This is a genomic window from Enterobacter cloacae complex sp. 397G4 (assembly GCF_050031515.1).
Taxonomy (GTDB): Bacteria; Pseudomonadota; Gammaproteobacteria; order Enterobacterales; family Enterobacteriaceae; genus Enterobacter; species Enterobacter hormaechei_C.
Window position 1 is genome coordinate 1,203,059 of sequence record NZ_JBLGWE010000001.1, and the last position, 23,630, is coordinate 1,226,688.

Annotated in this window: 21 protein-coding genes; 10 read left to right on the forward strand and 11 right to left on the reverse strand. The window is 57.2% G+C overall.

Annotated elements, in window-relative coordinates; all coding sequences use genetic code 11:
• Positions 1-90 precede the first annotated feature (90 nt).
• The 3 genes from adk to ACQG1Y_RS05720 all read left to right on the forward strand — a co-directional run bounded on the left by adk (position 91) and on the right by ACQG1Y_RS05720 (position 3,189).
• On the forward strand, positions 91-735 hold the full coding sequence (gene adk, locus ACQG1Y_RS05710) for an adenylate kinase (protein ID WP_368740660.1): 645 nt from the start codon (positions 91-93) through the stop codon (positions 733-735).
• A gap of 124 nt (positions 736-859) precedes the next feature.
• Positions 860-1,822, forward strand: coding sequence for a ferrochelatase (gene hemH, locus ACQG1Y_RS05715; RefSeq protein ID WP_017383216.1), 963 nt, complete (start codon positions 860-862; stop codon positions 1,820-1,822).
• Positions 1,823-1,884: 62 nt separating this feature from the next.
• Positions 1,885-3,189 carry an inosine/guanosine kinase gene (locus ACQG1Y_RS05720; RefSeq protein WP_032104066.1) on the forward strand — a complete coding sequence of 435 codons (1,305 nt, stop codon included), beginning with the start codon at positions 1,885-1,887 and terminating at the stop codon, positions 3,187-3,189.
• Positions 3,190-3,282: 93 nt separating this feature from the next.
• Here the strand turns inward: ACQG1Y_RS05720 and ybaL are convergent, their stop codons facing one another.
• Together ybaL and ACQG1Y_RS05730 are read right to left on the reverse strand one after the other, a co-directional pair.
• Positions 3,283-4,959, reverse strand: a complete 1,677-nt coding sequence (gene ybaL, locus ACQG1Y_RS05725; protein WP_017383218.1) for a YbaL family putative K(+) efflux transporter — start codon at positions 4,957-4,959, stop codon at positions 3,283-3,285.
• Positions 4,960-5,191: 232 nt separating this feature from the next.
• Entirely contained in the window at positions 5,192-6,412 is a 1,221-nt protein-coding gene (locus ACQG1Y_RS05730) for an MFS transporter (protein ID WP_015571242.1), read from the reverse strand.
• 164 nt (positions 6,413-6,576) lie between these two features.
• On the opposite strand from ACQG1Y_RS05730, the gene ushA reads away from it, so the two are divergent.
• Positions 6,577-8,229 carry a bifunctional UDP-sugar hydrolase/5'-nucleotidase UshA gene (gene ushA / locus ACQG1Y_RS05735; protein ID WP_032670451.1) on the forward strand — a complete coding sequence of 551 codons (1,653 nt, stop codon included), beginning with the start codon at positions 6,577-6,579 and terminating at the stop codon, positions 8,227-8,229.
• 89 nt (positions 8,230-8,318) lie between these two features.
• On the opposite strand, the gene ybaK is transcribed toward ushA, so the two are convergent.
• From ybaK to copA, 3 genes are all read right to left on the reverse strand, one after another.
• A complete protein-coding gene (ybaK, locus tag ACQG1Y_RS05740) occupies positions 8,319-8,798 on the reverse strand; it encodes a Cys-tRNA(Pro)/Cys-tRNA(Cys) deacylase YbaK (RefSeq protein ID WP_010428207.1) in 480 nt (159 codons plus the stop codon).
• Positions 8,799-8,996: 198 nt separating this feature from the next.
• Positions 8,997-9,791 carry a TraB/GumN family protein gene (locus ACQG1Y_RS05745; RefSeq protein ID WP_017383220.1) on the reverse strand — a complete coding sequence of 265 codons (795 nt, stop codon included), beginning with the start codon at positions 9,789-9,791 and terminating at the stop codon, positions 8,997-8,999.
• Between the two features lie 50 nt (positions 9,792-9,841).
• A complete protein-coding gene (copA, locus tag ACQG1Y_RS05750; RefSeq protein ID WP_414234650.1) occupies positions 9,842-12,340 on the reverse strand; it encodes a copper-exporting P-type ATPase CopA in 2,499 nt (832 codons plus the stop codon).
• A gap of 108 nt (positions 12,341-12,448) precedes the next feature.
• Here copA and cueR point away from each other — a divergent pair, with 108 nt between their 5' ends.
• Positions 12,449-12,859 (forward strand): Cu(I)-responsive transcriptional regulator, encoded by a 411-nt coding sequence (gene cueR / locus ACQG1Y_RS05755; protein ID WP_017383222.1) that lies wholly within the window; start codon positions 12,449-12,451, stop codon positions 12,857-12,859.
• Here cueR and ACQG1Y_RS05760 read toward each other — a convergent pair.
• The 3 genes from ACQG1Y_RS05760 to ACQG1Y_RS05770 form a co-directional block, all read right to left on the reverse strand.
• Positions 12,856-13,308 carry an NfeD family protein gene (locus ACQG1Y_RS05760; RefSeq protein ID WP_015571238.1) on the reverse strand — a complete coding sequence of 151 codons (453 nt, stop codon included), beginning with the start codon at positions 13,306-13,308 and terminating at the stop codon, positions 12,856-12,858. The two genes, cueR and ACQG1Y_RS05760, sit on opposite strands and share 4 nt — an antisense overlap.
• Complete coding sequence (locus ACQG1Y_RS05765; RefSeq protein WP_003858941.1) at positions 13,305-14,219, reverse strand: SPFH domain-containing protein; 915 nt, start codon at positions 14,217-14,219, stop codon at positions 13,305-13,307. Before ACQG1Y_RS05765 ends, ACQG1Y_RS05760 begins: the two co-directional genes overlap by 4 nt.
• A gap of 154 nt (positions 14,220-14,373) precedes the next feature.
• Positions 14,374-15,228, reverse strand: a complete 855-nt coding sequence (locus ACQG1Y_RS05770) for a hypothetical protein (protein WP_015571236.1) — start codon at positions 15,226-15,228, stop codon at positions 14,374-14,376.
• A 142-nt stretch (positions 15,229-15,370) separates the two neighbouring features.
• Between ACQG1Y_RS05770 and fetA the strand changes: the two genes are divergently transcribed.
• Positions 15,371-16,042, forward strand: coding sequence for an iron efflux ABC transporter ATP-binding subunit FetA (fetA, locus tag ACQG1Y_RS05775; RefSeq protein ID WP_015571235.1), 672 nt, complete (start codon positions 15,371-15,373; stop codon positions 16,040-16,042).
• The gene (gene fetB / locus ACQG1Y_RS05780; RefSeq protein WP_017383223.1) at positions 16,035-16,817 is read left to right on the forward strand and encodes an iron efflux ABC transporter permease subunit FetB; all 783 of its coding nucleotides are present in this window, start codon (positions 16,035-16,037) and stop codon (positions 16,815-16,817) included. The genes fetA and fetB overlap by 8 nt, the downstream gene beginning before the upstream one ends.
• A 51-nt stretch (positions 16,818-16,868) precedes the next feature.
• Here fetB and ACQG1Y_RS05785 read toward each other — a convergent pair whose 3' ends face one another.
• From ACQG1Y_RS05785 to tesA, 3 genes are read right to left on the reverse strand one after another with little or no spacing between them, the layout of a single operon-like run.
• The gene (locus ACQG1Y_RS05785) at positions 16,869-17,723 is read right to left on the reverse strand and encodes a co-chaperone YbbN (protein WP_368740663.1); all 855 of its coding nucleotides are present in this window, start codon (positions 17,721-17,723) and stop codon (positions 16,869-16,871) included.
• Between the two features lie 58 nt (positions 17,724-17,781).
• Positions 17,782-18,591, reverse strand: coding sequence for an SDR family oxidoreductase (locus tag ACQG1Y_RS05790; RefSeq protein ID WP_006809829.1), 810 nt, complete (start codon positions 18,589-18,591; stop codon positions 17,782-17,784).
• A complete protein-coding gene (gene tesA / locus ACQG1Y_RS05795; protein ID WP_003858933.1) occupies positions 18,572-19,204 on the reverse strand; it encodes a multifunctional acyl-CoA thioesterase I/protease I/lysophospholipase L1 in 633 nt (210 codons plus the stop codon). Before tesA ends, ACQG1Y_RS05790 begins: the two co-directional genes overlap by 20 nt.
• Between tesA and ybbA the strand changes: the two genes are divergently transcribed.
• The 3 genes from ybbA to ACQG1Y_RS05810 all read left to right on the forward strand — a co-directional run bounded on the left by ybbA (position 19,175) and on the right by ACQG1Y_RS05810 (position 23,600).
• Positions 19,175-19,861, forward strand: coding sequence for a putative ABC transporter ATP-binding protein YbbA (gene ybbA / locus ACQG1Y_RS05800; protein WP_368740664.1), 687 nt, complete (start codon positions 19,175-19,177; stop codon positions 19,859-19,861). The genes tesA and ybbA overlap by 30 nt on opposite strands.
• Positions 19,858-22,272 carry a putative ABC transporter permease subunit YbbP gene (gene ybbP / locus ACQG1Y_RS05805; protein ID WP_332944081.1) on the forward strand — a complete coding sequence of 805 codons (2,415 nt, stop codon included), beginning with the start codon at positions 19,858-19,860 and terminating at the stop codon, positions 22,270-22,272. Before ybbA ends, ybbP begins: the two co-directional genes overlap by 4 nt.
• A gap of 182 nt (positions 22,273-22,454) precedes the next feature.
• Positions 22,455-23,600: a porin gene (locus ACQG1Y_RS05810; RefSeq protein ID WP_017383228.1), complete on the forward strand. Its 1,146-nt coding sequence runs from the start codon at positions 22,455-22,457 to the stop codon at positions 23,598-23,600.
• The last annotated feature ends 30 nt before the right edge of the window (positions 23,601-23,630 follow it).

A 23,630-nucleotide genomic window follows, 5' to 3' on the forward strand; every position in this document is an offset into this window, starting at 1 on the left:
CCTTCCCGCCTTCCTTGAGCCATACCCGTTCTGGTGGTATTGTTTAGCGCTTTTTGAAAAATTGAATCGACTTTTGAGGGGATTTTCGCAATGCGTATTATTCTGCTTGGCGCTCCGGGCGCGGGTAAAGGAACTCAGGCTCAGTTCATCATGGAGAAATACGGTATTCCGCAAATCTCCACCGGTGACATGCTGCGCGCCGCTGTTAAATCTGGCTCCGAGCTGGGTAAACAAGCGAAAGACATCATGGACGCAGGCAAACTGGTGACCGACGAACTGGTTATCGCGCTGGTTAAAGAGCGCATTGCGCAGGAAGACTGCCGTAACGGTTTCCTGCTGGACGGCTTCCCGCGCACCATTCCTCAGGCTGACGCCATGAAAGAAGCGGGCATCAACGTGGATTACGTGCTGGAGTTCGACGTACCAGACGAGCTGATCGTTGACCGTATCGTTGGCCGTCGCGTACACGCTGCTTCTGGCCGCGTTTACCACATCAAATTCAACCCACCTAAGGTTGAAGGCAAAGACGACGTGACCGGCGAAGAGCTGACCACCCGTAAAGACGATCAGGAAGAGACCGTGCGTAAACGCCTGGTGGAGTACCATCAGATGACCGCGCCGCTGATCGGCTACTACTCTAAAGAAGCGCAGGCGGGTAACACCCAATACGCCAAAGTCGACGGTACCAAAGCCGTGGCTGACGTACGTGCAGAGCTGGAAAAAATCCTCGGCTAAGCGCACCTCTCTCACCCGGAGCCCCGGGTGAGAAAAATTCTCATCTTACCTATTACAGCAATGGGTTTCGTTTAAACGCATTTCCGCTACAATTGACAGCCTATCAAATGGTTAAGAGGCGTGAATGAGTCAGGCGAAAACCGGCATCCTGCTTGCCAATCTGGGCACCCCAGAAGCACCTACTCCAGCGGCGGTCAAACGCTACCTGCGACAATTTTTAAGCGACACGCGCGTCGTGGATACCCCAAGACTGCTGTGGTGGCCACTGCTGCGTGGCGTCATTCTGCCGATTCGTTCCCCGCGTGTGGCAAAGCTCTATCAGTCCGTGTGGATGGAAGAGGGCTCGCCGCTGATGGTGTACAGCCGTCGTCAGGAGAAGGCGCTGGCCGCCCGCCTGCCGGACATGCCCGTTGCGCTCGGCATGAGCTACGGTAAGCCGTCCCTGGAAAGCGCCGTCGACTCTTTGCTGGCGCAGGGCGTTGAACACATTGTGGTGCTGGCCCTTTATCCGCAGTATTCGTGCTCCACGGTAGCTGCCGTCTGGGACGAACTGGCGCGCATTCTGGCGACCCGCCGCCGTATACCGGGTATCACCTTTATCCGCGACTACGCCGATAACGAGCTGTACATTCAGGCGCTTGCCAGCAGCGCGCGCGCGTCGTTTGAAAAACACGGCGAGCCGGATCTGCTGCTGCTCTCCTATCACGGTATTCCGCAGCGTTTCGCGAACGAAGGGGATGATTACCCCCAGCGTTGCCGCGATACCACCCGCGAGCTGGTCTCCGCCCTCGGCCTGCCGCCTGAGAAGGTGATGATGACCTTCCAGTCGCGCTTCGGCCGTGAACCGTGGCTCACCCCGTATACTGATGAAACGCTTAAGATGCTGGGCGAGAAGGGCGTGAAGCACATTCAGGTGATGTCGCCGGGCTTCTCGGCGGACTGTCTGGAAACGCTGGAAGAGATTGCTGTCCAGAACAAAGAGTTCTTTATGGAGGCGGGCGGAACGAAATACGAATACATTCCTGCGCTTAACGACTCCCCTGAACACATCGACATGATGGTGTCACTGGTCACCACCCGCCGCTGATCGCGTTACGGGCCGGGTTTGTGCTACCATTCCCGGCCCGTATTCTTTGCACAGTTCAGACCATGAAATTTCCCGGTAAACGTAAGTCCAAACACTATTTCCCCGTCGATGCCCGCGATCCGCTGTTACAGCAAATTCAGCAGGAAAGCGAAACCAGCGCTGCCTGGGTGGTCGGTATCGATCAGACGCTGGTGGACATTGAAGCCAAAGTGGATGATGCGTTTGTCGCACGTTACGGTCTGAGCGCCGGGCACTCGCTGGTGATTGAGGATGACGTTGCTGAAGCGCTGTATCAGGAGCTGGTGCGCGAAAATCTTATCACCCACCAGTTTGCCGGCGGCACCATCGGCAACACCATGCACAACTACTCCGTACTGGCAGACGACCGCTCGGTGCTGCTTGGCGTGATGTGCAGCAATATCGAAATCGGTGGCTATGCCTACCGCTACCTGTGCAATACCTCCAGCCGCACCGATCTGAACTATTTGCAGGGCGTTGACGGGCCGATTGGCCGCTGCTTTACGCTGATAAGCGATTCCGGCGAGCGTACCTTTGCCATCAGCCCCGGCCATATGAACAAGCTGCGCGCTGAAAGTATCCCGGAAGAGGTGATCGCGGGCGCGTCTGCGCTGGTACTGACCTCCTATCTGGTGCGCTGCAAGCCGGGCGAACCAATGCCGGACGCAACCATGAAGGCAATTGAGTACGCGAAGAAATACAACGTGCCTGTGGTTCTGACGCTGGGCACCAAATTCGTCATTGCCGACAACCCGGAGTGGTGGCAGGCCTTCCTGAAAGAACACGTCTCGATTCTGGCGATGAATGAAGAAGAAGCCGAAGCGCTGACCGGCGAAAGCGATCCGCTGCTGGCGTCTGATAAGGCGCTGGACTGGGTAGATCTGGTGCTCTGCACCGCCGGGCCGGTCGGGCTGTATATGGCGGGCTTCACGGAAGAAGAGAGCAAGCGGAAAACCCAGCACCCGCTGCTGCCGGGCGCAATCGCCGAATTTAACCAGTACGAGTTCAGCCGCGCCATGCGTCATAAAGACTGCATCAACCCGCTGCGTATCTTCTCCCACATCGCACCGTATATGGGTGGCCCCGAGAAGATCATGAACACCAACGGCGCGGGCGACGGCGCGCTGGCCGCGCTGCTGCACGACATCACCGCCAACGCCTACCACAAAACCAATGTGCCGAATTCCAGCAAGCACACCTTCAACTGGCTGACCTACTCCTCGCTGGCGCAGGTGTGCAAGTACGCGAACCGCGTGAGTTATCAGGTGCTGAACCAGCATTCACCGCGCTTAACGCGGGGGCTGCCGGAACGGGAAGACAGCCTCGAAGAGGCGTATTGGGACAGGTAAAAGCAAAACGGCAACCTGTGGTTGCCGTTTTTAGTGTTTGTTCCCACTCCCTGTGGGAGAGGGCCAGGGTGAGGGCATCAGGCCGCACAAAACTTAACCCGTCACCGCCTCTTCAACTGGCGGTTTTGTCAGCATTGTCAGCATTGTATTCGCAATCTCACGCTCACCCATCACCACCTGATTCGCGCCGCGCTCGGTGATGTACTCCACTTCGTCATCATAATGGGCGCGGGCAATGATTTCGATATGTGGGCATTTTTCACGGGCTGTGGCGACAATCTCGCCAGCCTCGTAACCGTTCGGGATAGTGAGCAGCAGCCAGCGAGCGCAGTCCAGATGCGCCAGATTCATAATCTCTTCGTTAGCCGCGTTGCCCAGCACCGCGCGGATGCCGCGCTCGCGAAGCTCGTCGACGCGAGTGCGGGAGGTTTCAATCACTACCAGGGGAATTCCCTGGGCCATCAGCTTCTCACCGAGCAGGCTGCCGACGCGGCCAAAACCGACCAGCAGCGCGTGGTTGCAGATATCTACGGGGATCTGTTTCTCCTCCTCAATCGCTTCTTCCAGGGTTTGCTCTTCGAGGGTTTCGGTCTTCTCGAGATATTTCTCCAGCAGGGCAAACAATACCGGGTTTAGCATGATGGAGAGGATCGCCCCCGCCAGCACCAGATTTTGCCCCGCCTGTGGCAGCAGGTTCAGGGCCATCCCCAGACCAGCAAGAATAAAGGCGAACTCGCCAATCTGCGCCAGGCTGGCGGCGATGGTCAGCGCCGTGCGCGGCGAGTGACCGAACATCCGTACCAGGAAGAAGGCGGCAACGGACTTACCAAAGATGATGATTGCCAGCGTACCCAGCACGGCCAGCGGCTGCTGAATGAGGATCAGCGGGTCGAACAGCATCCCGACGGAGACAAAGAACAGCACCGCGAATGCATCACGTAGCGGCAGGGTATCGTGCGCGGCACGGTGGCTCAGCTCGGACTCGTTCAGCACCATCCCGGCGAAGAACGCGCCCAGCGCAAAGGAGACGTCAAACAGCTCGACGGCGCCAAAGGCAATGCCCAGCGCCAGCGCAAGGACCGAAAGCGTGAACAGTTCACGCGAGCCCGTGGCGGCGCTGCGGGACATGATCCACGGCACCAGACGGCGGCCCACCAGCATCATGATGGCGATAAACGCCACGACTTTACCGATGGTAATGCTCATATCCAGCGCCAGCGAGGCGAAGCCGATATTCTCTTTTTCCATCATCCCGGCAACGGCAGGCAGCAGAACCAGCGTCAACACCATTACCAGATCTTCAACAATCAGCCAGCCTATCGCGATTTGTCCGCGCTGGCTGTCTATCAGCTGTCTCTCTTCAAGCGCGCGCAGCAGCACCACGGTACTGGCGGTTGAAAGACACAGCCCAAATACGATACCGGTCATGATTGACCAGCCCAGCACCGCCGAAAGCGCCATGCCCAGCAGCGTCGCCACCCCTATCTGGGCGATCGCTCCCGGTATGGCGATCGACTTTACCGCCATCAGATCCTTCAGGGAAAAATGCAGTCCGACGCCAAACATCAGCAGGATCACGCCCAATTCCGCCAGCTCAGGCGCCAGTTTGGTATCAGCGACAAAACCCGGCGTAAAGGGCCCTGCCAGCACGCCCGCCAGTAAATAGCCTACCAGGGGCGAAATACGCAATTTATTGGCAATCATGCCGAGAATAAAAGCGAGCACAAGTCCACCAACAATGGTGGTGATAAGCGGTGTGGCGTGGTGCATTCCGTCTCCTTTCGCGATGGGTGATCCATTTTTGGTGCAAATACCAAAAAGCCGATTAATAGTTTATGACAATTTTTACGCTTATGTTTATGAATAATTGTTGAAATCACAATAAAAAGGCAATAAGCATGAAAAAAGGCAGATTTTGATAAATTTGCTGAGGGGAGGGAGAGGAAAGCCTTATGGCATCAGGTTATCCGGCTGCCAAAGTTTAACTTTGGCAGCCGTGAAGTCACGCTTTATGACGATTGTCAGGCAGGAATATGGTCAACATCCCCAGAAGTGGCAGGAAAGCGCAGATTTTATAGACCAGGAAGATGCTGGTGTGGTCTGCAACCATCCCCAACACGGCTGCGCCAAGGCCGCCCATGCCAAAGGCAAAACCGAAAAAGAGACCGGAAACCATACCGATACGTCCCGGCAGCAGCTCCTGCGCATAGACCAGGATGGCTGAAAATGCCGATGCGAGAATAAAACCAATAATCACCGTCAATATTCCGGTCCATTCCAGCGTTGCGTACGGTAAAACAAGCGTAAACGGCGCGACGCCGAGTATAGAGCCCCAAATCACATATTTACGTCCAATTTTATCCCCCACAGGGCCGCCTATCACCGTGCCTGCCGCCACCGCAAACAGGAAGGCAAAGAGGTGGAACTGGGCGTTTTGTACTGATAATCCGAATTTTTGCATCAGATAGAAGGTGTAATAGCTGCTAATGCTCGCCATATAGAAATATTTCGAGAAAATCAGCACCAGCAGCACGCTGACGGCAAGGATCACCTTATTGCGCGGAAGGGGATTGGTTATCTTCGCGGCAGGTTTTCCCTTATTTACGCGATGCTGCGCGGCATACCAGCGGCTGATTTGCGCCAGGACGACAATCGCCAGCAGCGCGGCCAGCACAAACCACGCCACGTTGCCTTTGCCGTAAGGCGCGATAATTACCGCCGCCAGCAGAGGACCGAGGGAGCTACCAAAGTTACCCCCCACCTGGAACAGAGACTGCGCCAGCCCGTGACGTCCGCCGGAGGCCATACGTGCCACGCGGGACGATTCCGGATGGAACACCGATGAACCGGTTCCCACCAGCGCCGCGGCAACCAGTACCGCCTCAAAGCTGCCCGCCATGGCCAGCAGCACCAGCCCGCTCAGGGTGAAGCACATGCCAATGGGCAGCGACCATGGCATCGGGTATTTGTCCGTCCAGTAGCCCACCACCGGCTGTAGCAGCGAAGAGGCCAGCTGGAAGGTCAGGGTGATCATCCCGATCTGCACGAAGGTTAATGAGAACTCAGACTGCAACAGCGGGTAGATCGCCAGAATCAGCGACTGGATCATGTCGTTGAGCAGATGAGAGAGACTGATTGCGCCTAATACTTTAAAGGAAGTGCGCGATTTCGGCGGCGACGCCGGAGCGCCCTGGACGGGCTGGGTTGATTCACTGATTGCCATAAATACCACGTCGATTTGTTATTAGAGATGCAGGGAGTAATTATTATCCGACTAACATACCCGTCCGTGACATTTGAAGAAAGTCGCAATTCTGAAAACTTATTTGTCTATTCTTGTGAGTCACTGTAATTTTTGCGTTTGTCTATGGGTCAGGGAGAGAGAAGATGAAGTTAATGAAGCGTGGCGTCGCGCTGGCGCTCATCGCCGCATGGGGGCTGACAAGCCTGCCCGCGCAGGCGTATGAAAAAGATAAAACCTATAAAATTACCATTCTGCATACTAACGATCATCACGGCCATTTCTGGCGCAGCGAATACGGTGAATATGGCCTGGCGGCGCAAAAAACGCTGGTGGACGGCATTCGTAAAGAGGTCGCGGCCCAGGGCGGCAGCGTCCTGCTGCTGTCGGGCGGGGATATTAATACCGGGGTGCCGGAATCTGATTTGCAGGATGCCGAGCCTGATTTTCGCGGCATGAATTTAATTGGTTACGACGCGATGGCGGTCGGAAACCACGAGTTTGATAATCCGCTGAGCGTATTGCGCCAGCAGGAGAAGTGGTCCAAATTCCCGTTCCTTTCCGCCAATATTTATCAGAAAAGCACCGGCGAGCGCCTGTTTAAACCGTGGGCGCTGTTTAAGCGTCAGGATCTGAAGATCGCGGTCATCGGCTTAACCACCGACGATACGGCTAAAATTGGTAATCCTGAATTTTTCACCGACATCGAATTCCGTAAACCGGCGGACGAAGCGAAGCTGGTGATCCAGGAGTTGCAGCAGAATGAAAAACCGGATGTGATTATCGCGACCACCCACATGGGGCATTACGATAACGGTCAGCACGGCTCTAACGCGCCGGGCGACGTGGAGATGGCGCGCAGCCTTCCTGCGGGCTCGCTGGCGATGATTGTGGGCGGTCACTCACAGGATCCGGTCTGCATGGCTTCTGAGAATAAAAAGCAGGCAGATTATGTGCCCGGCACGCCGTGCGCGCCTGATCGTCAGAACGGGATCTGGATTGTACAGGCCCACGAGTGGGGTAAATACGTTGGCCGCGCGGATTTCGAATTCCGTAACGGCGAGATGAAGCTGGTGCACTATCAGCTCATCCCGGTCAACCTGAAGAAGAAAGTGACCTACCCGGACGGCAAAAGCGAGCGGGTACTCTACACGCCAGAGATCGCTGAAAACCAGCAGATGCTCTCTCTGCTGACGCCGTTCCAGAGCAAAGGGAAAGCGCAGCTGGACGTGAAGATTGGCACGCTTAACGGACGACTGGAAGGGGACCGCAGCAAAGTCCGCTTCGTACAGACCAACATGGGGCGTCTGGTGCTGGCCGCGCAGATGGCGCGCACGAATGCGGATTTCGGCGTGATGAGCGGCGGCGGTATTCGTGATTCCATCGAAGGCGGAGACATCACCTATAAAGACGTGCTCAAAGTGCAGCCGTTTGGCAACGTGGTGGTCTATGCGGACATGAGCGGGAAGGAGGTGATTGACTACCTGACCGCCGTGGCGCAGATGAAGCCGGATTCCGGGGCGTATCCGCAGTTTGCTAACGTCAGCTTCGTCGCTAAGGACGGCAAGCTTAACGATCTCAAAATCAAAGGCGAACCGGTTGATCCGGCGAAAACCTACCGCCTGGCAACGTTAAGCTTTAACGCCACCGGCGGCGACGGCTATCCGCATATCGATAACAAACCGGGCTATGTAAATACCGGGTTTATTGATGCGGAAGTGTTGAAGCAGTTTATCCAGCAAAATTCACCGATTGACGTGAACACGTATGAGCCGAAGGGCGAGGTGAGCTGGCAGTAGTGCGTTTTTTTGCCGGGTGGCGGCTTCGCCTTACCCGGCCTACATTCGAATCGTAGGCCTGGTAAGCGCAGCGCCACCGGGCAATTTTCTCAATCCCGGCGCGCAATATCCGCAAATTTCGCGTCCAGCATTTTCGCCAGATCGCCTGCGGCCAGTTCGATATCCAGCCCGCGTTTGCCGCCAGAAATATAGATCGTCTCAAATTCCTGCGAAGGCGCATCGATCAGCGTCGGCAGACGCTTTTTCTGGCCGAGCGGGCTGATCCCGCCAACCAGATAACCCGTTGTGCGTTGCGCAACCATCGGGTCAGCCATATCGACCTTTTTCGCTCCCAGCGCTTTGGCCACTTTCTTCAGATCAAGCTGTCCGGCGACGGGCGTCACTGCCACGGCGAGGTGCTTCATATCGCCGTTCACCGCGACCAGCAGCGTTTTGTAGACCTGGTCCGCGTTCAGCCCCAGCTTGCGCACCACTTCATCACCAAAGTTGGTTTCGTTCGGATCGTGATCGTAGGTGTGGATCCGGAAAGAAATTTTGTTTTTTTCGAGTAATTTAACGGCGGGAGTCATGGCTATCCTTCTTACGACAGACGATTCATACCAGCAGCATACGCCTGACGTTTGTCTAAAAAATAGCACCATCTTGCGCAATAGTATTGGCAGTGATGGTTACTTTGAGCGACAATCGGCGTAGCCGAAGGTCACTTCGGTATAATAAAAACGATGAAATTCCTCTTTGACGGGCCAATAGAGATATTGGCCATTTTTTTATTTCAGCAGCGACGGCAAATTCCCTTCTCCGTACAAATGCAACGCGCCAACCGCGACAACATAACGACCGGCAGGCAGGGCATATAGTGTCTCCCGCCACGCCTGGTTGCGCGCGTTCATCAGCACATCATACAACGATTCACTGAACGTCGACGGTAACGCCAGCTTACCGTCTGCGGGCGGCGCATCCAGCCACCAGCCAATCATCGTTTGCAGCAGACGCGCGTTGGTGTGCCAGTGGGTCAGGGTATCATCCAGCAGCATCAGGCCGTCATCGGGAAGCTGGCGAAGAAGCGCAATCTGGCTGTCCGTGCCTTCCAGTTCAATGACGGACAGGTTGCGCGCCCTTGCCGCATTCAGCAGTTGATAATCGATACCGTAATCGCCGCGCAGCCCCAGGCGCTGCGCCTGGGTGGCCTGTAGCACCATGGCAATTTGCCACAGGGGCAGAGTGTCGAGCATTGAGAGCGAGACGCCGGTCTCATCCGCAAGACGGGTAAGCTCAGCCAGCTGCGTCCCGTTAAGACGTTCCGCCAGGGGGCGATCGCTTTCCAGCCCGGCAAACGGCGATTCATGGCCGGAGATGTCGGCTTCGACGATCAGCGCGTCGGCGCGCTTCAGCAGTTTAATCAGGCCGGAGGGCAGGGGGGACATGTCCTGCGTGCCCATATGAATGCTTCCCACCAGGTGCAGATGCTGCCCGCCCGGAAGCGAAATATCCATACCGGGCCAGGCATAACGGCGGGGAAAAAGGGCGCGAAACGATGTTTTTAGACGATTAAACAGACCCATACGCGCTCCATGATCGGAAAGGTTCATGCTAGCGCGTACGGGTACAAGGTTCAATCCTTCGGTTTAAACCGCAGCAGACGGTTAGCGTTGCTCACCACGGTAATTGACGAGAGCGCCATCGCCGCACCCGCAACAACCGGGTTCAGCAGGGTACCGGTCAGCGGCCACAAAATCCCGGCGGCAATCGGAATGCCGAGCGAGTTATAGACGAAGGCCCCCAGCAGGTTCTGCTTCATGTTGCGCAACGTGGCTTTCGAAATCGCCAGCGCATCCGCCACCCCCATCAGGCTGTGGCGCATCAGGGTGATCGCCGCGGTTTCAATGGCGACATCGCTCCCGCCGCCCATCGCAATGCCTACGTCAGCCTGCGCCAGCGCCGGGGCGTCGTTGATGCCGTCGCCCACCATCGCCACCTGGCGACCCTGACTTTGCAGGTTCTTGATGGCGTCCGCTTTGCCGTCCGGCAGCACGCCCGCGATCACCTCATCAATACCGGCTTCTTTCGCAATGGCGTTGGCGGTGGTCGGGTTGTCCCCGGTCAGCATCACCAGACGATAGCCCGCGCGGTGCAGGCGCTGTAAGGCATCTACGCTGTCCTGGCGTAACGGATCGCGCACGGCCAGCAGCGCCGCCACCTGACCATCCCTCGCCAGCAGAACCGGCGTCGCGCCCTGAGAGGCCTGCGCGTTTAGCTCTGCGTCCAGCGCGGACGTATCAACGCCGTGTTCAGTCAGCAGTGCCTGGTTGCCCAGCAGCAGCGTATGGCCTTCGGCTTCACCGCTGACCCCTAAACCGCGCAGGGTGCGGAAGTTGCTGACCTGCGGCAGACGGCCATCACCGGCTTTCTCCAGGATGGCGCGCGCCAGCGGGTGGCTGGAACCTTGTTCCAGCGCGGCGGCCAGGCGCAAGGCGTCCGTCTCCGTACAGCCAACGGTACTGACGGCCACCACCTGCGGTTTGCCCTCGGTGAGCGTGCCGGTTTTATCAAAGACAAGGGTGTCCAGCGTGCTTGCCCGTTGCAGGGCGTCAGCATCACGGACCAGTACGCCAAATTCGGCGGCGCGTCCGACGCCAGAGATAATCGACATCGGCGTGGCCAGGCCAAGGGCACAAGGGCAGGCGATGATCAGCACCGTGGTGGCGATCACCAGGGTGTAGACAATCTGCGGCGCCGGGCCGAAGAAATACCAGATCGCCGCGCTCAGCAGGGCAATACCGACGACCACCGGCACAAAAATGGCGGAGATTTTATCGGCAAGCTGACCAATCTCCGGCTTACTGCTCTGCGCCTGGCGGACCATGCGAATGATGCGTGACAGCGTGGTATGGCTCCCGACCGCGCTGGCGCGGAACAGTACGCTGCCGTCCTGTACCACCGTACCCGCATGCACCGCATCGCCCTGAGATTTCTGCTGGGGTATCGGCTCGCCGGTCAGCATCGCTTCATCCAGCCAGGCATCGCCCTGGGTGATTTCACCGTCGACGGGCACGCGTTCGCCGGTGGTCAGGCGCAGCGTCATTCCCGGCTGTACCTCTGAGAGCGGAACGCTTTTTTCCCCGTCGTCCGTGACCACGCGGGCCGTCGGCGGGGTTAAATCGAGTAATCTTTCCAGCGCTTTCGACGAGCGCTGACGCGCGCGGGCTTCGAGCATATGGCCTAAGTTAATCAGACCGATAATCATCGCACTCGCTTCATAATAGAGATGGCGCGCCTCCATCGGGAACCACTGCGGCCAGACGTTCACGCTCATCGAATACAGCCACGCCGCGCCGGTACCGAGCGCGACCAGCGTGTCCATCGTCGCGGTGCGGTTTTTCAGGCTCTTCCAGGCGCTGGTATAGAAATGTCCGCCAGCAAACACCATCACCGCAAGGGTAATCAGACCAATCACCAGCCACAGGGTGCGGTTGTCAGCGGTGACCATCATGTTGTCACCCATCATGCCCCACACCATCACCGGAATACCGACCAGCAGGGCGACAATCGCCTGCCAGCGGAAACGCTTCATAGTGGCGACAGCCGTTTCCTGCTGGCGCTCGCGGCGCTCGGCATCATCTTCGATGGCCTCCGCCCCGTAGCCCGCTTTCTCCACGGCCTGCACTAACTCTGCGGCGGAGGCGCTGCCCATCACCAGCGCAGTACGCTCCGCCAGGTTTACCCGTGCCTGTGCGACGCCCGGTACCGCCTGTAAGGCGTTTTGTACCCGGGAGACGCAGCTGGCGCAGCTCATGCCGTTGATCAGCAGCTGTTGGCTGTCATCAATATCATCAGCTACCGGAAGCTCAGGAGTGGCCGCTGTCAGTGCTTCCGACGGGGATGATGACTCTGCCAGCGGTTTAGCCTTTGGGTGGCTTAACTCCGCCCCGTAACCGGCCTGTTTAATGGTATCAATCAGCGCGTCGGCGCTGGCGCTGCCGGTCACGGCGGCATGATCGATACTCACCTCAGCGCTTTCCACGTCAGGACGCTGCTCCAGGCTTTCTTTAACGCGTTTGACACAGTGGCCGCAGGAGAGGCCGTCCAGTGTCAGGTCAATAGTGTGAGACATAACAAAACTCCCGTATAATGTTCTGGTCAATTGTTGACCTTCACTCTGCTTTTCGCTAATTGTTATGAAGGTTAAACCTTCCATCAAGGGGAAGGTCAAGGGGGAAATGTGAATATCAGCGATGTTGCGAAAAAAACCGGCTTAACCAGCAAAGCGATTCGCTTTTATGAGGAAAAAGGGCTGGTGACGCCACCGTTGCGCAGTGAGAACGGCTACCGCAGCTATACGCAGCTGCATCTTGACGAACTGACGTTACTGCGCCAGGCAAGACAGGTAGGATTTAACCTTGAAGAGTGCGGCGAGCTGGTTAACCTGTTTAACGATCCGAAACGCCACAGTGCCGACGTGAAAAAACGTACGCTGGAAAAAGTGGCGGAGATCGAACGCCATATCATCGAATTACAGGCGATGCGTGAGCAACTGTTACAGCTGGCAGAATCCTGCCCGGGAGATGACAGCGCCGAGTGCCCGATTATCGACAATCTTTCCGGCTGCTGCCACCGTAAAACCCACGCCTAACAGGCTTTAACCCGCAGGGTAATGCCTTCCACCGCAATGACCTCAACCCGCGTGCCGGCGCTGAGGTCATCGTCGGCCACCACCGGCCACGAACTGTCCCCCACGCGCATATGACCGCGTCCGTTGATCAGCGCGTTATCAAGCGTAAAGCGTCTACCCACGATCTGCTGCCCACGCTGGTTGAGGTGCGCGTCGACCGGCTTCTGCGCCTTCACCCGTTTGTTCAGCCAGCGCCACCACAGCCAGGCGGCCAGCAGCGTCAGCACGGCAAACAGCGCGCCCTGCCACTCCCAGCCGACAGGCAGCAGCCAGACGACCAGCCCGGTAATCACCGCGGCAACCCCGCTCCACAGCAGATAACCGTTGCCGCCAAGCATCTCGGCGGCCAGCAGTAAACCGCCAAGGCTTAGCCAGAACGCATGAGGATGTGCAACGATGAGCTCTATCATTTTTTACGCTCGTTTCCGCCGTCTTTGATCAACTCGGCAATTCCGGCGATAGATCCCATCAGACTGCTGGCATCCAGCGGCATCATTACCACCTTGCTGTTGTTCGCGGAGCCGATCTCCTTCAGCGCATCGGTATATTTTTGCGCGACGAAGTAGTTCACGGCCTGGATATCCCCGGCGGCAATCGCCTCGGAGACCATTTGCGTCGCGCGGGCTTCCGCTTCTGCCGAACGTTCACGCGCTTCCGCCTGGAGGAAGGCAGACTGACGGTCGCCCTCGGCTTTCAGGATCTGCGACTGTTTTTCCCCTTCCGCTTTCAGGATTTCAGCCTGACGCACCCCTTCGGCTTCAAGAATATAGGCACGCTTGGTACGCTCGGCCTTCATCTGCGCGTTCATGGAAGCAATCAGCTCTGCCGGTGGGCGCACGTCGCGGATCTCAATGCGTGTCACTTTGATCCCCCACGGATTGGTGGCTTCATCCACAATGTGCAGCAGGCGGGTATTTATGCTGTCGCGCTGGGAGAGCATTTCGTCCAGCTCCATTGAGCCAAGCACGGTACGGATGTTGGTCATGGTCAGGTTGACGATCGCCAGCTCCAGGTTGCTCACCTCATAGGCCGCTTTCGGCGCATCAATCACCTGAATAAAGCACACCGCATCGATGGTGACGTTGGCATTATCCTTGGAGATGACTTCCTGGGAAGGGATATCCAGCACCTGCTCCATCATATTGATCTTACGCCCAATTCTGTCCATGAACGGGACGATCAGGCTTAAACCCGGCTGAAGAGTATTGGTGTAGCGACCGAAGCGTTCGACAGTCCACTGGTAACCCTGCGGGACAATTTTGACGCCTGCGCCCACGATAACCAGCGCAACGAATATAAGGACAGGAACAACGATGAGCATAAAAACCTCCTGTTTTGCATGCCGTAACGAGAAAAACTGCGTATTTGTTGAACGTAAGTATATCGGCTAACGAACAGGATTTCGCCCCTGTAAAGAGGTGGGAACCGGACTGGCAGAAATAAAACGCCCCGTTCGGGATGCGGGGCGCAAAACGTTACTTTTCAGACCAGGTATAGCTGAAGTCGGTGATAAACCCATCCCCGGCGTCAGCGATAGCTTTTGATAAGCCCTGATAGTATTTTTCCAGGCCGATGGCCTCTATCTGCTGGATCTGCTCGCGAACGGGAGCGCAGAACAATACCGCATTGCCCGCCCCGACACGTTTGTTGTTCGGTGGCAGATCGCCGGTAATCGCCTTAAACCAGGTTCTGATCCCTTGCTTTAAGCTGTGCGGCGCTTTTGTAAGATCCTCCTGGCCGGTCAGCACCTGTAGGGTAGGGAATTCATTAGCATTGACGGCGGTTTTCATACGCGCAAAGAACGCGGTAAAAAGCTCAAAAGAGCCGAGATCTGTGACGCGAGGCTTGGTGGTTTTTCCGTTTTTATTGCCCATTTTTCCGGCAGGGGCTGTAGGCGCCGGAACCACATTGACCTTATGCAGATCCAGACCAAACAGCAGATTGCAGTGCGCCCGGCGCTCTTTAAGCGGGTAGGACATCAGCACGTCAATAAACGCCGTCGCCTTCACATCGGCCAGATCATGGTTAATCAGCCATTGCGAGCGGGCAAATTCCGCGGGGGAAACGAACCAGTCCGGCACCTCAGTAAAGCGTCTGGATTTACCCTTGCCGTCAAACTCGAGAAAGTACGCTCCATCATCGAAAGCAAAATAGCAGTTTTTAAAGCTACCGATTGTGGTGTTAACGATGAGCGCCTTCTTAACAAAATCGACCACCTCTGCACCCATGACAAAACGCGTGAGTTCAGAAGAATTGATGACTTCCATTAATGTTTCCACATCAGGAACACCAGGCTTCAGGGAAGAGAACTCATAAAAGATATGTGTCATGTTGCTGACTTCCTGTAGTTATAGAGGTGACAATTAGCGAGCAAAAAGTTTAACACTTGCTATAGGTTAAGGCTATTCGCGCTGCGTAGCGGAAAGGATTATGCTAAAGGCTGTTCTTATTACAGCGGTTAATGGAATCGGAATGAATAATAAAAAAAATCTTCTGGATATCAGGGATGTTGGCTTTCGTGTGGGTGATAACACCATCCTTCAGCACGTTGATTTTTGTCTCTCTCCGGGCGAATTTAAACTGATAACTGGCCCCTCCGGCTGCGGCAAAAGCACCCTCCTGAAAATCGTGGCTTCGCTACTGAGCCCAACGGAGGGAACCATCCTGTTTGCAGGAAAAGATATCGCCACGCTTTCACCGGAAAGCTATCGCCAGCAGGTGTCATACTGCGTGCAAACGCCGTCCCTGTTTGGCGACACGGTGTACGACAATCTGGTTTTCCCCTGGCACATCCGCAACCAAACGCCTGATCCGAAAAAGTTTACCGACGATCTGACCCGGTTCGGGCTTTCGCCGGAGACGCTGACCAAATCGATCGCCGAACTGTCGGGAGGGGAAAAGCAGCGCGTCTCGCTGATCCGTAACCTGCAATTTTTGCCGAAGGCGCTGTTGCTGGACGAAATCACCAGCGCGCTGGATGACGCTAACAAGCGCAACGTCAATGACATTATCCATCGCTACGCCCGGGAGCAGAATATTGCCGTGCTGTGGGTGACGCATGATTCAAATGAAATTACCCATGCGGATGATGTCATCACGCTCAGGCCGCAGGGCGGGAAAATGGAGGAGGCTCATCGTGGGTGAACATAACATAACCAACGAATCGCTGGCGCTGTCGATGGTCCTGGTGCTGGTGGCGATTGTGGTCAGCTACCGGGAAAAGCTGGGGCTGGAAAAAGATATTCTTTGGAGTATCGCCCGCGCGGTCATTCAGCTCATCATCGTCGGCTATGTGCTGAAATACATCTTCAACGTCAATCATGCCGTGCTGACCCTGTTGATGGTGCTGTTTATCTGCTTTAACGCGGCATGGAACGCGCAGAAACGCAGTAAATACATCGATAAAGCGTTCATTTCGTCGTTGATCGCCATCACTACCGGGACCGCGTTAACGCTGGCGGTACTGGTACTCTCCGGCTCGATAGAATTTACGCCGATGCAGGTGATCCCCATTTCCGGGATGATTGCGGGCAATGCGATGGTGGCGGTCGGGTTGTGCTACAACAATCTGGGGCAACGGTTCAGCAGTGAACAGCAGCAGCTTCAGGAGAAGCTAAGCCTGGGCGCGACGCCGAAGGTGGCCTCTGCGCGGTTGATCCGCGACAGCATTCGCTCTTCGCTGATCCCAACGGTGGATTCCGCCAAAACGGTGGGTCTGGTGAGCCTGCCGGGCATGATGTCGGGGCTGATTTTTGCCGGTATCGATCCGGTAAAAGCGATTAAGTACCAGATTATGGTGACGTTTATGCTGCTCTCTACGGCGAGCCTGTCCACCATCATTGCCTGCTACCTGACCTATCGGAAGTTTTACAACGCGCGCCACCAGCTGGTGGTGACGCAGTTGAAAAAGACGGGGTAATATCGGCTTTTGTAGGCCCGGTAAGCGTTAGCGCCACCGGGCATTTTTTTACTAGTAGAGCAACGCGTACAGCTGACGACGATATTTCGACGCCAGCGCGTCACCGGTACCCAGCGCGGCCAGGATCTTTTGGAACATCTTCCGCGCCTGTCCGTCTGCGGCGCCCAGGTCCTTCTGAAGATGGCTAAACAGCAGCTCCAGCGCCTCTTCGTTACGCCCCACCTGATGAAGCTGAAGCGCCAGCTGGCTTGCCAGCGCGGCATCCTGCGGGTTGTCCGCAACCTGCTGCTGAAGCTGTTGAATTTCAGGGGTATCGGCCGCCTGTTTCAGCAGGTCAATCTGCGCCACCAGACCCTGATAACGGGTATCCTGATCCTGCATCGGCACCGTTTTCAGCACGGCTTCCGCGTCTTCAGGGCGGTGCAGCGCAATCTGGGTCTCTGCCAGCAGCAGACCAATCTGGCTGTTCTGGTTCGACAGCTGCCACGCGTCTTTTAACAGCGGCAGCGCCTCGTCGTACTTACCTTCCTGCATCAGCGCCATGGCTTCCTGCGCTTTCAGCTCTTCTTCGCGCGGCAGAACTTTATCCAGCAGGGCGCGGATCGCCTCTTCCGGCTGCGGCCCCTGGAAGCCATCCACCGGCTGACCGTTCTGGAACAGGTAGACGGTTGGGATCGCGCGCAGGCCAAACTGGGAAGCCACCATTGGTTCGGCGTCACAATCCAGCTTCGCCAGAATGAACTGACCGTTGTACTGCGCGGCAAGGCTTTCCAGGACCGGCGTCAGTTGCAGGCAGTGTTGGCTGCGTTCAGACCAGAAGTAGAACAGCACCGGTTTAATCATTGACTGTTCGAGCGTCTGTTGCAGGTTAGCTTCAGTTATGTTGACGATATTCTGTACGGACATGCGGCATTCTCTTTTATCGGTTTACTCTTTACATGGGGGTAAGCGTCGTCGCTTCAACTCAACCCTGCAAAATTTTGTCCATCATCCGCCCCGGCAGCAGGCGTTTCAACCAGCCGACGGCATGGGTTACCAGCGTGACCGGATAGCGCATTTTAGGGGTATCGCTCTCAAACGCGTGGCGCACTTTGGCAACGACGGCTTCTGGCCCAAGCGTAAAACGCGCCGCGATGCCGGGGTTTTCGACCGGTTTGTCCGCCTGCGTCTGGTTAACGTTTTCCGTAAAGCGGGTGCGGATCGGGCCCGGTTCAATCAGGCTGACCTTAATACCGCTGTGGCGCAGCTCCATGCGCAACGCATCGGACCAGGCTTCAAGCGCATATTTGCTGGCGGCGTAAGCCCCGCGGCCCGGCGTGGAGATCAGGCCCATGACCGAGGAGGTCATCACGATGCGCCCTTCGCCGTGCGGCAGCATGGCGGGGAGAAGGCGCATGGTAAGCTGATGCGCCCCGAAAAAGTTTGCGGAGAACTGCTGCTCCAGCTGTTCCCGTGAGAGAGTCTGTAGCGGGCCGTACACGCCGTAGCCCGCATTGTTGAAGAGACCGTAAAGACGGTTGTTGGTCAGGGCGATAACCTCATCGGCGGCCTGCTCTACGCTCTCTGGCGAATCGAGATCCAGCAGAATGCCGGTAAATCCCAGCCCTCGCATGCGTTCGACATCCTCGGGTTTGCGGCAGGCTGCCAGTACCCAAAACCCCTGACGTTTCAGTTCAAGGGCGCTTTCAAGGCCAATTCCGCTGGAACATCCTGTTATTAAGACCGATTTTTGCATAACTTTACCTGTCAGGTTCTCAGCTGTTTGACGAGTCATGTTTTACTAAAGGAGCCAGCCGGGTTGCCATCCAGTCGGCAATGAACGGCTGGGCATCGCGATTGGGGTGAATGCCATCATCCTGCATCCACTGGGGTTTCAGATAGACCTCTTCCATGAAAAATGGCAGCAGCGGAATATCAAACTCTTTGGCAAGCTTAGGATAGATCGCGCTAAACGCCTCATTATACCGACGGCCGTAGTTGGCGGGCAGGCGAATTTGCATCAGCAGCGGCTGGGCATTGGCGGCCTTAATGGTCTGCAAAATGGTCCGCAGCGTTTGCTCCGTTTGCTGAGGCTGGAAGCCGCGCAAACCATCATTACCGCCCAGTTCAACCAGCACCCAACGCGGTTGATGCTGCTTAAGCAGGGCAGGCAGGCGCGATAAGCCTTGCTGCGACGTATCGCCGCTGATGCTGCCGTTCACGACAGACGCCCGGGACTGCCATTTATCATTGAGCAGGGCGGGCCAGGCCGCACTGGCGGCCATACGATAGCCCGCACTCAGGCTGTCGCCCAGAATCAATAACGTGTCCGCAGCCGCCGCGCGGAAGGTCATCAGCATCAAAAACAGGAAGGGCAAATGCCAGCGGAAAACATTATTGAAGTTCATCGTCTTAAGAAGTCCGTCGGTCAGGGAGAACACGAGCTTTCCATCCTCACCGGAGTTGAACTCGTTGTCAAACGTGCCGAAACCATCGCCCTGATTGGTGAATCCGGTTCCGGTAAGTCCACACTGCTGGCCATTCTCGCCGGTCTGGACGATGGCAGTAGTGGTGAAGTGAACCTGGTCGGCCAGCCCCTCCACGCGCTTGATGAAGAGGCCCGCGCCGCGCTGCGTGCCCGGCATATCGGGTTTGTCTTTCAGTCATTCATGCTGATCCCGACGCTGAACGCGCTGGAAAACGTTGAGCTGCCCGGCCTGCTGCGTGGTGACAATACTCGTGAAAGCCGCGATCACGCCAAGGCGTTGCTGGAACAGCTGGGGCTAGGCAAACGTCTCGACCATCTTCCGGCACAGCTTTCCGGCGGTGAGCAGCAGCGCGTGGCGCTGGCGCGGGCGTTTAACGGGCGCCCTGAAGTGCTGTTTGCCGATGAACCCACTGGTAACCTTGACCGTAAAACCGGAGACAAGATTGCCGATCTGCTGTTTTCCCTCAACCGCGAGCACGGCACCACGCTGATTCTGGTTACCCACGATCCGCAGCTGGCCGCCCGCTGCGACCGCCGCCTGCGGCTGGTGAACGGTATTCTTCAGGAGGAAGCATGATTGCCCGCTGGTTCTGGCGCGAGTGGCGCTCGCCCTCGCTGCTGATTGTCTGGCTGGCGTTGAGCCTGGCGGTGGCCTGCGTGCTGGCGCTCGGTAGCGTCAGCGATCGTATGGAGAAAGGGCTTAGCCAGCAGAGTCGGGAATTTATGGCCGGGGACCGGGCTCTGCAAAGTTCTCGCCCCGTGCCGCCGGGCTGGATTGAGGAAGCGCGCAAAGAGGGGCTGAAGGTAGGGGAGCAGATCACCTTTCAGACTATGACCTTTGCGGGCGACACGCCGCAGCTTGCAAGCGTAAAAGCCGTGGATGACATCTACCCGATGTACGGTGACTTACAAACCAGCCCGCCGGGGCTAAAACCGACGGCCGGTACGGTCCTGCTGGCATCGCGACTGATGGCGCTGCTGAACCTGAAACCCGGCGACAGTATCGACGTCGGCGACGCGACACTCAAAATTGCCGGGGAAGTGGTGCAGGAGCCCGACTCTGGATTTAATCCGTTCCAGCTTGCGCCGCGCCTGCTGATGAACACCGCTGATGTGGCGAAAACCAACGCCGTCCAGCCGGGAAGCCGTGTCACCTGGCGGTATAAGTTTGGCGGGACGCCTGCTCAGCTGGAGGCGTACGAAAAATGGCTCCTGCCGCAGCTCAAGCCGGAACACCGCTGGTACGGGCTGGAGCAGGATGACGGGGCGCTCGGCAAATCCCTCGAACGTTCCCAGCAGTTCCTGCTGCTGTCGGCGCTGTTAACCTTGCTGCTTGCCATTGCGGCGGTTGCCGTGGCGATGGGGCACTACTGCCGCAGCCGTTACGATCTGGTGGCGATCCTCAAAACCCTCGGCGCGGGCCGCGCGCAGCTGCGCAAGCTGATTGTCGGCCAGTGGCTGATGGTGCTGGCGCTGTCGGCTCTGACCGGCGGGGCGATAGGGCTGCTGTTTGAAAAGCTGCTGATGGTGCTGCTCAAACCGGTATTGCCCGCCGCATTACCGCCTGCCAGCCTCTGGCCGTGGCTGTGGGCCATCGGCGCGATGACGATGATCTCCCTGCTGGTGGGGTTACGCCCGTACCGGCTGCTGCTCGCCACCCAGCCGCTGCGCGTGCTGCGCCGCGATGTGGTGGCCAGCGTCTGGCCGCTGAAGTTCTATCTGCCGGTGATTATTGCGGTGGCGGTCGGGCTGTTGGCCTGGCTGATGGGCGGCAGTACGCTGCTGTGGGCGGTGCTGGCGGGCGCGGTGGTGCTGGCGCTGCTGTGCGGCGTAGTGGGCTGGATACTGCTTAATGTCCTGAGAAAGCTGACAGTTAAATCACTCCCCATACGGTTAGCGGTTAACCGACTGCTGCACCAGCCGTGGTCTACCCTCAGCCAGCTCTCGGCATTTTCGCTGTCGTTTATGCTGCTGGCGCTTCTGCTGGTGCTGCGCGGGGATCTGCTGGATCGCTGGCAGCAGCAGCTTCCGCCTGAAAGCCCGAACTATTTCCTGATCAACATTGCTCCCGAACAGGTGACGCCGCTGAAGGGTTTCCTGTCTGAGCATCACATTATTCCGGAATCGTTCTATCCGATCGTGCGCGCCCGCCTGACGCAGATCAACGACCAGTCGACGGAGGGAAATAAGGATGAATCGCTCAATCGCGAACTCAACCTGACCTGGCAGGCGAAACGTCCGGACCATAACCCGATCGTTGCCGGCACCTGGCCGCCGAAAGCGGGGGAAGTGTCGATGGAGGAGGGGCTGGCAACACGGCTGAACGTGAACCTCGGCGACAGCGTGACCTTCACCGGTGATACCCAGGATTTCACCGCCAAAGTTACCAGCCTGCGTAAGGTGGACTGGGAAAGCCTGCGACCAAACTTCTTCTTCATCTTCCCGCCGGGTGCGCTGGACGGACAGCCCCAGAGCTGGCTCACCAGCTTCCGCTGGGAAAACGGCAACGGCATGCTGACGCAGCTTAACCGGGAATTTCCGACGGTGAGCCTGCTGGATATCGGCGCGATCCTCAAACAGGTCGGGCAGGTGCTGGAGCAGGTGAGCCGCGCGCTGGAGGTGATGGTAGTGCTGGTGACCGTCTGCGGCGTGCTGTTGCTGCTGGCGCAGGTGCAGGTGGGCATGCGTCAGCGTCATCAGGAGCTGGTGGTCTACCGCACGCTGGGAGCCAGTAAACGGCTGCTGCGCGCCACGCTGTGGAGCGAATTTGCCCTGCTCGGTCTGGTGGCGGGCCTGGTGGCGGCCATCGGGGCGGAAACCGCGCTGGCGGTACTCCAGAGCAAAGTCTTCGACTTCCCGTGGGAGCCCGACTGGCGGCTGTGGCTTACGCTGCCCGTCTGCGGCGCCGTGCTGCTGTCCCTGTGCGGCGGCTGGCTCGGAACCCGGCTGTTGAAAGGTAAAGCGCTATTCCGCCAGTTTGTCAGCTAGTTTACTGACGTGATGATGACGCGCCGGCATTTCTGCTGGTGCGTCATCGCTTAACGGCACAAATCGTTAATGCCCCTGCATTTAGTAGCACAAAACATTAAAAACCCGCCCACACAGCCCGAATTTTTCCGGTTAATATTCACCAGCTAAATATTTAGCAGCGTGTCTATCAAGGAAAAAGAATGACTATAAGAAAAACAGCGCTGGCGACAACGATCGGCGCAGCAGTGGCATTGGCTTCTTTCGCATCTCAGGCGGAAATCACCCTTCTGAAACAGGATCCGCAGGCGGGTAACCCGCTGAGCCGCCTGAACTTCACCGTTGGCGGCAGTATTCGTCCTCAGTTCCAGAATATGACCGGTGATGACGGCAAAAACAGCTACAAGCGCAACGGCTTTGACGGCGGCACCCGCTTCCGTTTCGCTGCGGATTACTACCTGTTCGATGACATCAGCTGGATCAGCTACTACGAGCTGGGTGTGAACATTCCGGCGCAGTTTAACTGGGATCATCACTACGCCGACGGCGCGCACGACACCTCTCGTCGTATGCTCTACACCGGTCTGAAGAGCGACACCTGGGGTACGCTGACCTTCGGTCAGCAGAACAGCGTGTACTATGACGTAGTGGGCGCAAAAACCGATATCTGGGACTACGACATGATTGGTCAGGCGCCAGGTAACGGGATCAACGGCGACTATGACGGCTCTTACCGTTCACGCCAGATGCTGAAGTACAAGAAAACCGTGGGCGATGCTGACATCTACGCCTCTTACCTGTTTGAAGACAGCGAATACCTGCCGGGCAACGGCCTGCGTTACAAACGTAAAGGCGGCGGTTCACTGGGTATCGATTATCACCTGACTACCGATCTGACCTGGGGCGCAGCGTGGAACTACACCCGCGCGGACATGCGTAACCCGGACAACGGCGACAGCAAATCCTACGACCAGAATATCCTTGGTACCGCCCTGAGCTGGACGCCGGATAACTGGACCTTCTCCGCAGGCGGCGGCTGGTATCAAAACTTCCTGACCACCAAAAAAGTGTCCGTTAACGACTACTTCGCCGGTGATGCATGGGGTATTGAATACTTTGCGGGTTACAAGTTCCCGGTTGGTCAGTATGCGGTGAAATCCATCCAGCCGTACTTCATGGGCGACCGTATTGAGTACGTGAATGGCCGTAACTACCAGCGCATCGACAACGGTGTGGGTATCAGCTTCCAGCTGGATTACGGTTTCCGCGTGGATTACGAACACGTGTTCACCTCCAGCACCGACAACCTGGGCGATATGAACCTGGTGCGTCTGCGTTACGACTTCTAAGTTGTCATGTAGGGTGCGGCCTGATGCCCT

Coding starts and splice junctions, on each gene's coding strand:
- fetA (WP_015571235.1), top strand. CDS start 15,371: ATGAATAATAAAAAAAATCTTCTGGATATCAGGGATGTTGGCTTTCGT.
- ACQG1Y_RS05730 (WP_015571242.1), bottom strand. CDS start 6,412: ATGGCAATCAGTGAATCAACCCAGCCCGTCCAGGGCGCTCCGGCGTCG.
- adk (WP_368740660.1), top strand. CDS start 91: ATGCGTATTATTCTGCTTGGCGCTCCGGGCGCGGGTAAAGGAACTCAG.
- ushA (WP_032670451.1), top strand. CDS start 6,577: ATGAAGTTAATGAAGCGTGGCGTCGCGCTGGCGCTCATCGCCGCATGG.
- ACQG1Y_RS05790 (WP_006809829.1), bottom strand. CDS start 18,591: ATGACTCGTCAAACAGCTGAGAACCTGACAGGTAAAGTTATGCAAAAA.
- ACQG1Y_RS05810 (WP_017383228.1), top strand. CDS start 22,455: ATGACTATAAGAAAAACAGCGCTGGCGACAACGATCGGCGCAGCAGTG.
- ACQG1Y_RS05770 (WP_015571236.1), bottom strand. CDS start 15,228: ATGACACATATCTTTTATGAGTTCTCTTCCCTGAAGCCTGGTGTTCCT.
- ybaL (WP_017383218.1), bottom strand. CDS start 4,959: ATGCACCACGCCACACCGCTTATCACCACCATTGTTGGTGGACTTGTG.
- ybbA (WP_368740664.1), top strand. CDS start 19,175: ATGCCAGCGGAAAACATTATTGAAGTTCATCGTCTTAAGAAGTCCGTC.
- ACQG1Y_RS05765 (WP_003858941.1), bottom strand. CDS start 14,219: ATGCTCATCGTTGTTCCTGTCCTTATATTCGTTGCGCTGGTTATCGTG.
- ACQG1Y_RS05785 (WP_368740663.1), bottom strand. CDS start 17,723: ATGTCCGTACAGAATATCGTCAACATAACTGAAGCTAACCTGCAACAG.
- copA (WP_414234650.1), bottom strand. CDS start 12,340: ATGTCTCACACTATTGACCTGACACTGGACGGCCTCTCCTGCGGCCAC.
- ACQG1Y_RS05745 (WP_017383220.1), bottom strand. CDS start 9,791: ATGGGTCTGTTTAATCGTCTAAAAACATCGTTTCGCGCCCTTTTTCCC.
- ybbP (WP_332944081.1), top strand. CDS start 19,858: ATGATTGCCCGCTGGTTCTGGCGCGAGTGGCGCTCGCCCTCGCTGCTG.
- hemH (WP_017383216.1), top strand. CDS start 860: ATGAGTCAGGCGAAAACCGGCATCCTGCTTGCCAATCTGGGCACCCCA.
- ybaK (WP_010428207.1), bottom strand. CDS start 8,798: ATGACTCCCGCCGTTAAATTACTCGAAAAAAACAAAATTTCTTTCCGG.
- tesA (WP_003858933.1), bottom strand. CDS start 19,204: ATGAACTTCAATAATGTTTTCCGCTGGCATTTGCCCTTCCTGTTTTTG.
- ACQG1Y_RS05720 (WP_032104066.1), top strand. CDS start 1,885: ATGAAATTTCCCGGTAAACGTAAGTCCAAACACTATTTCCCCGTCGAT.
- ACQG1Y_RS05760 (WP_015571238.1), bottom strand. CDS start 13,308: ATGATAGAGCTCATCGTTGCACATCCTCATGCGTTCTGGCTAAGCCTT.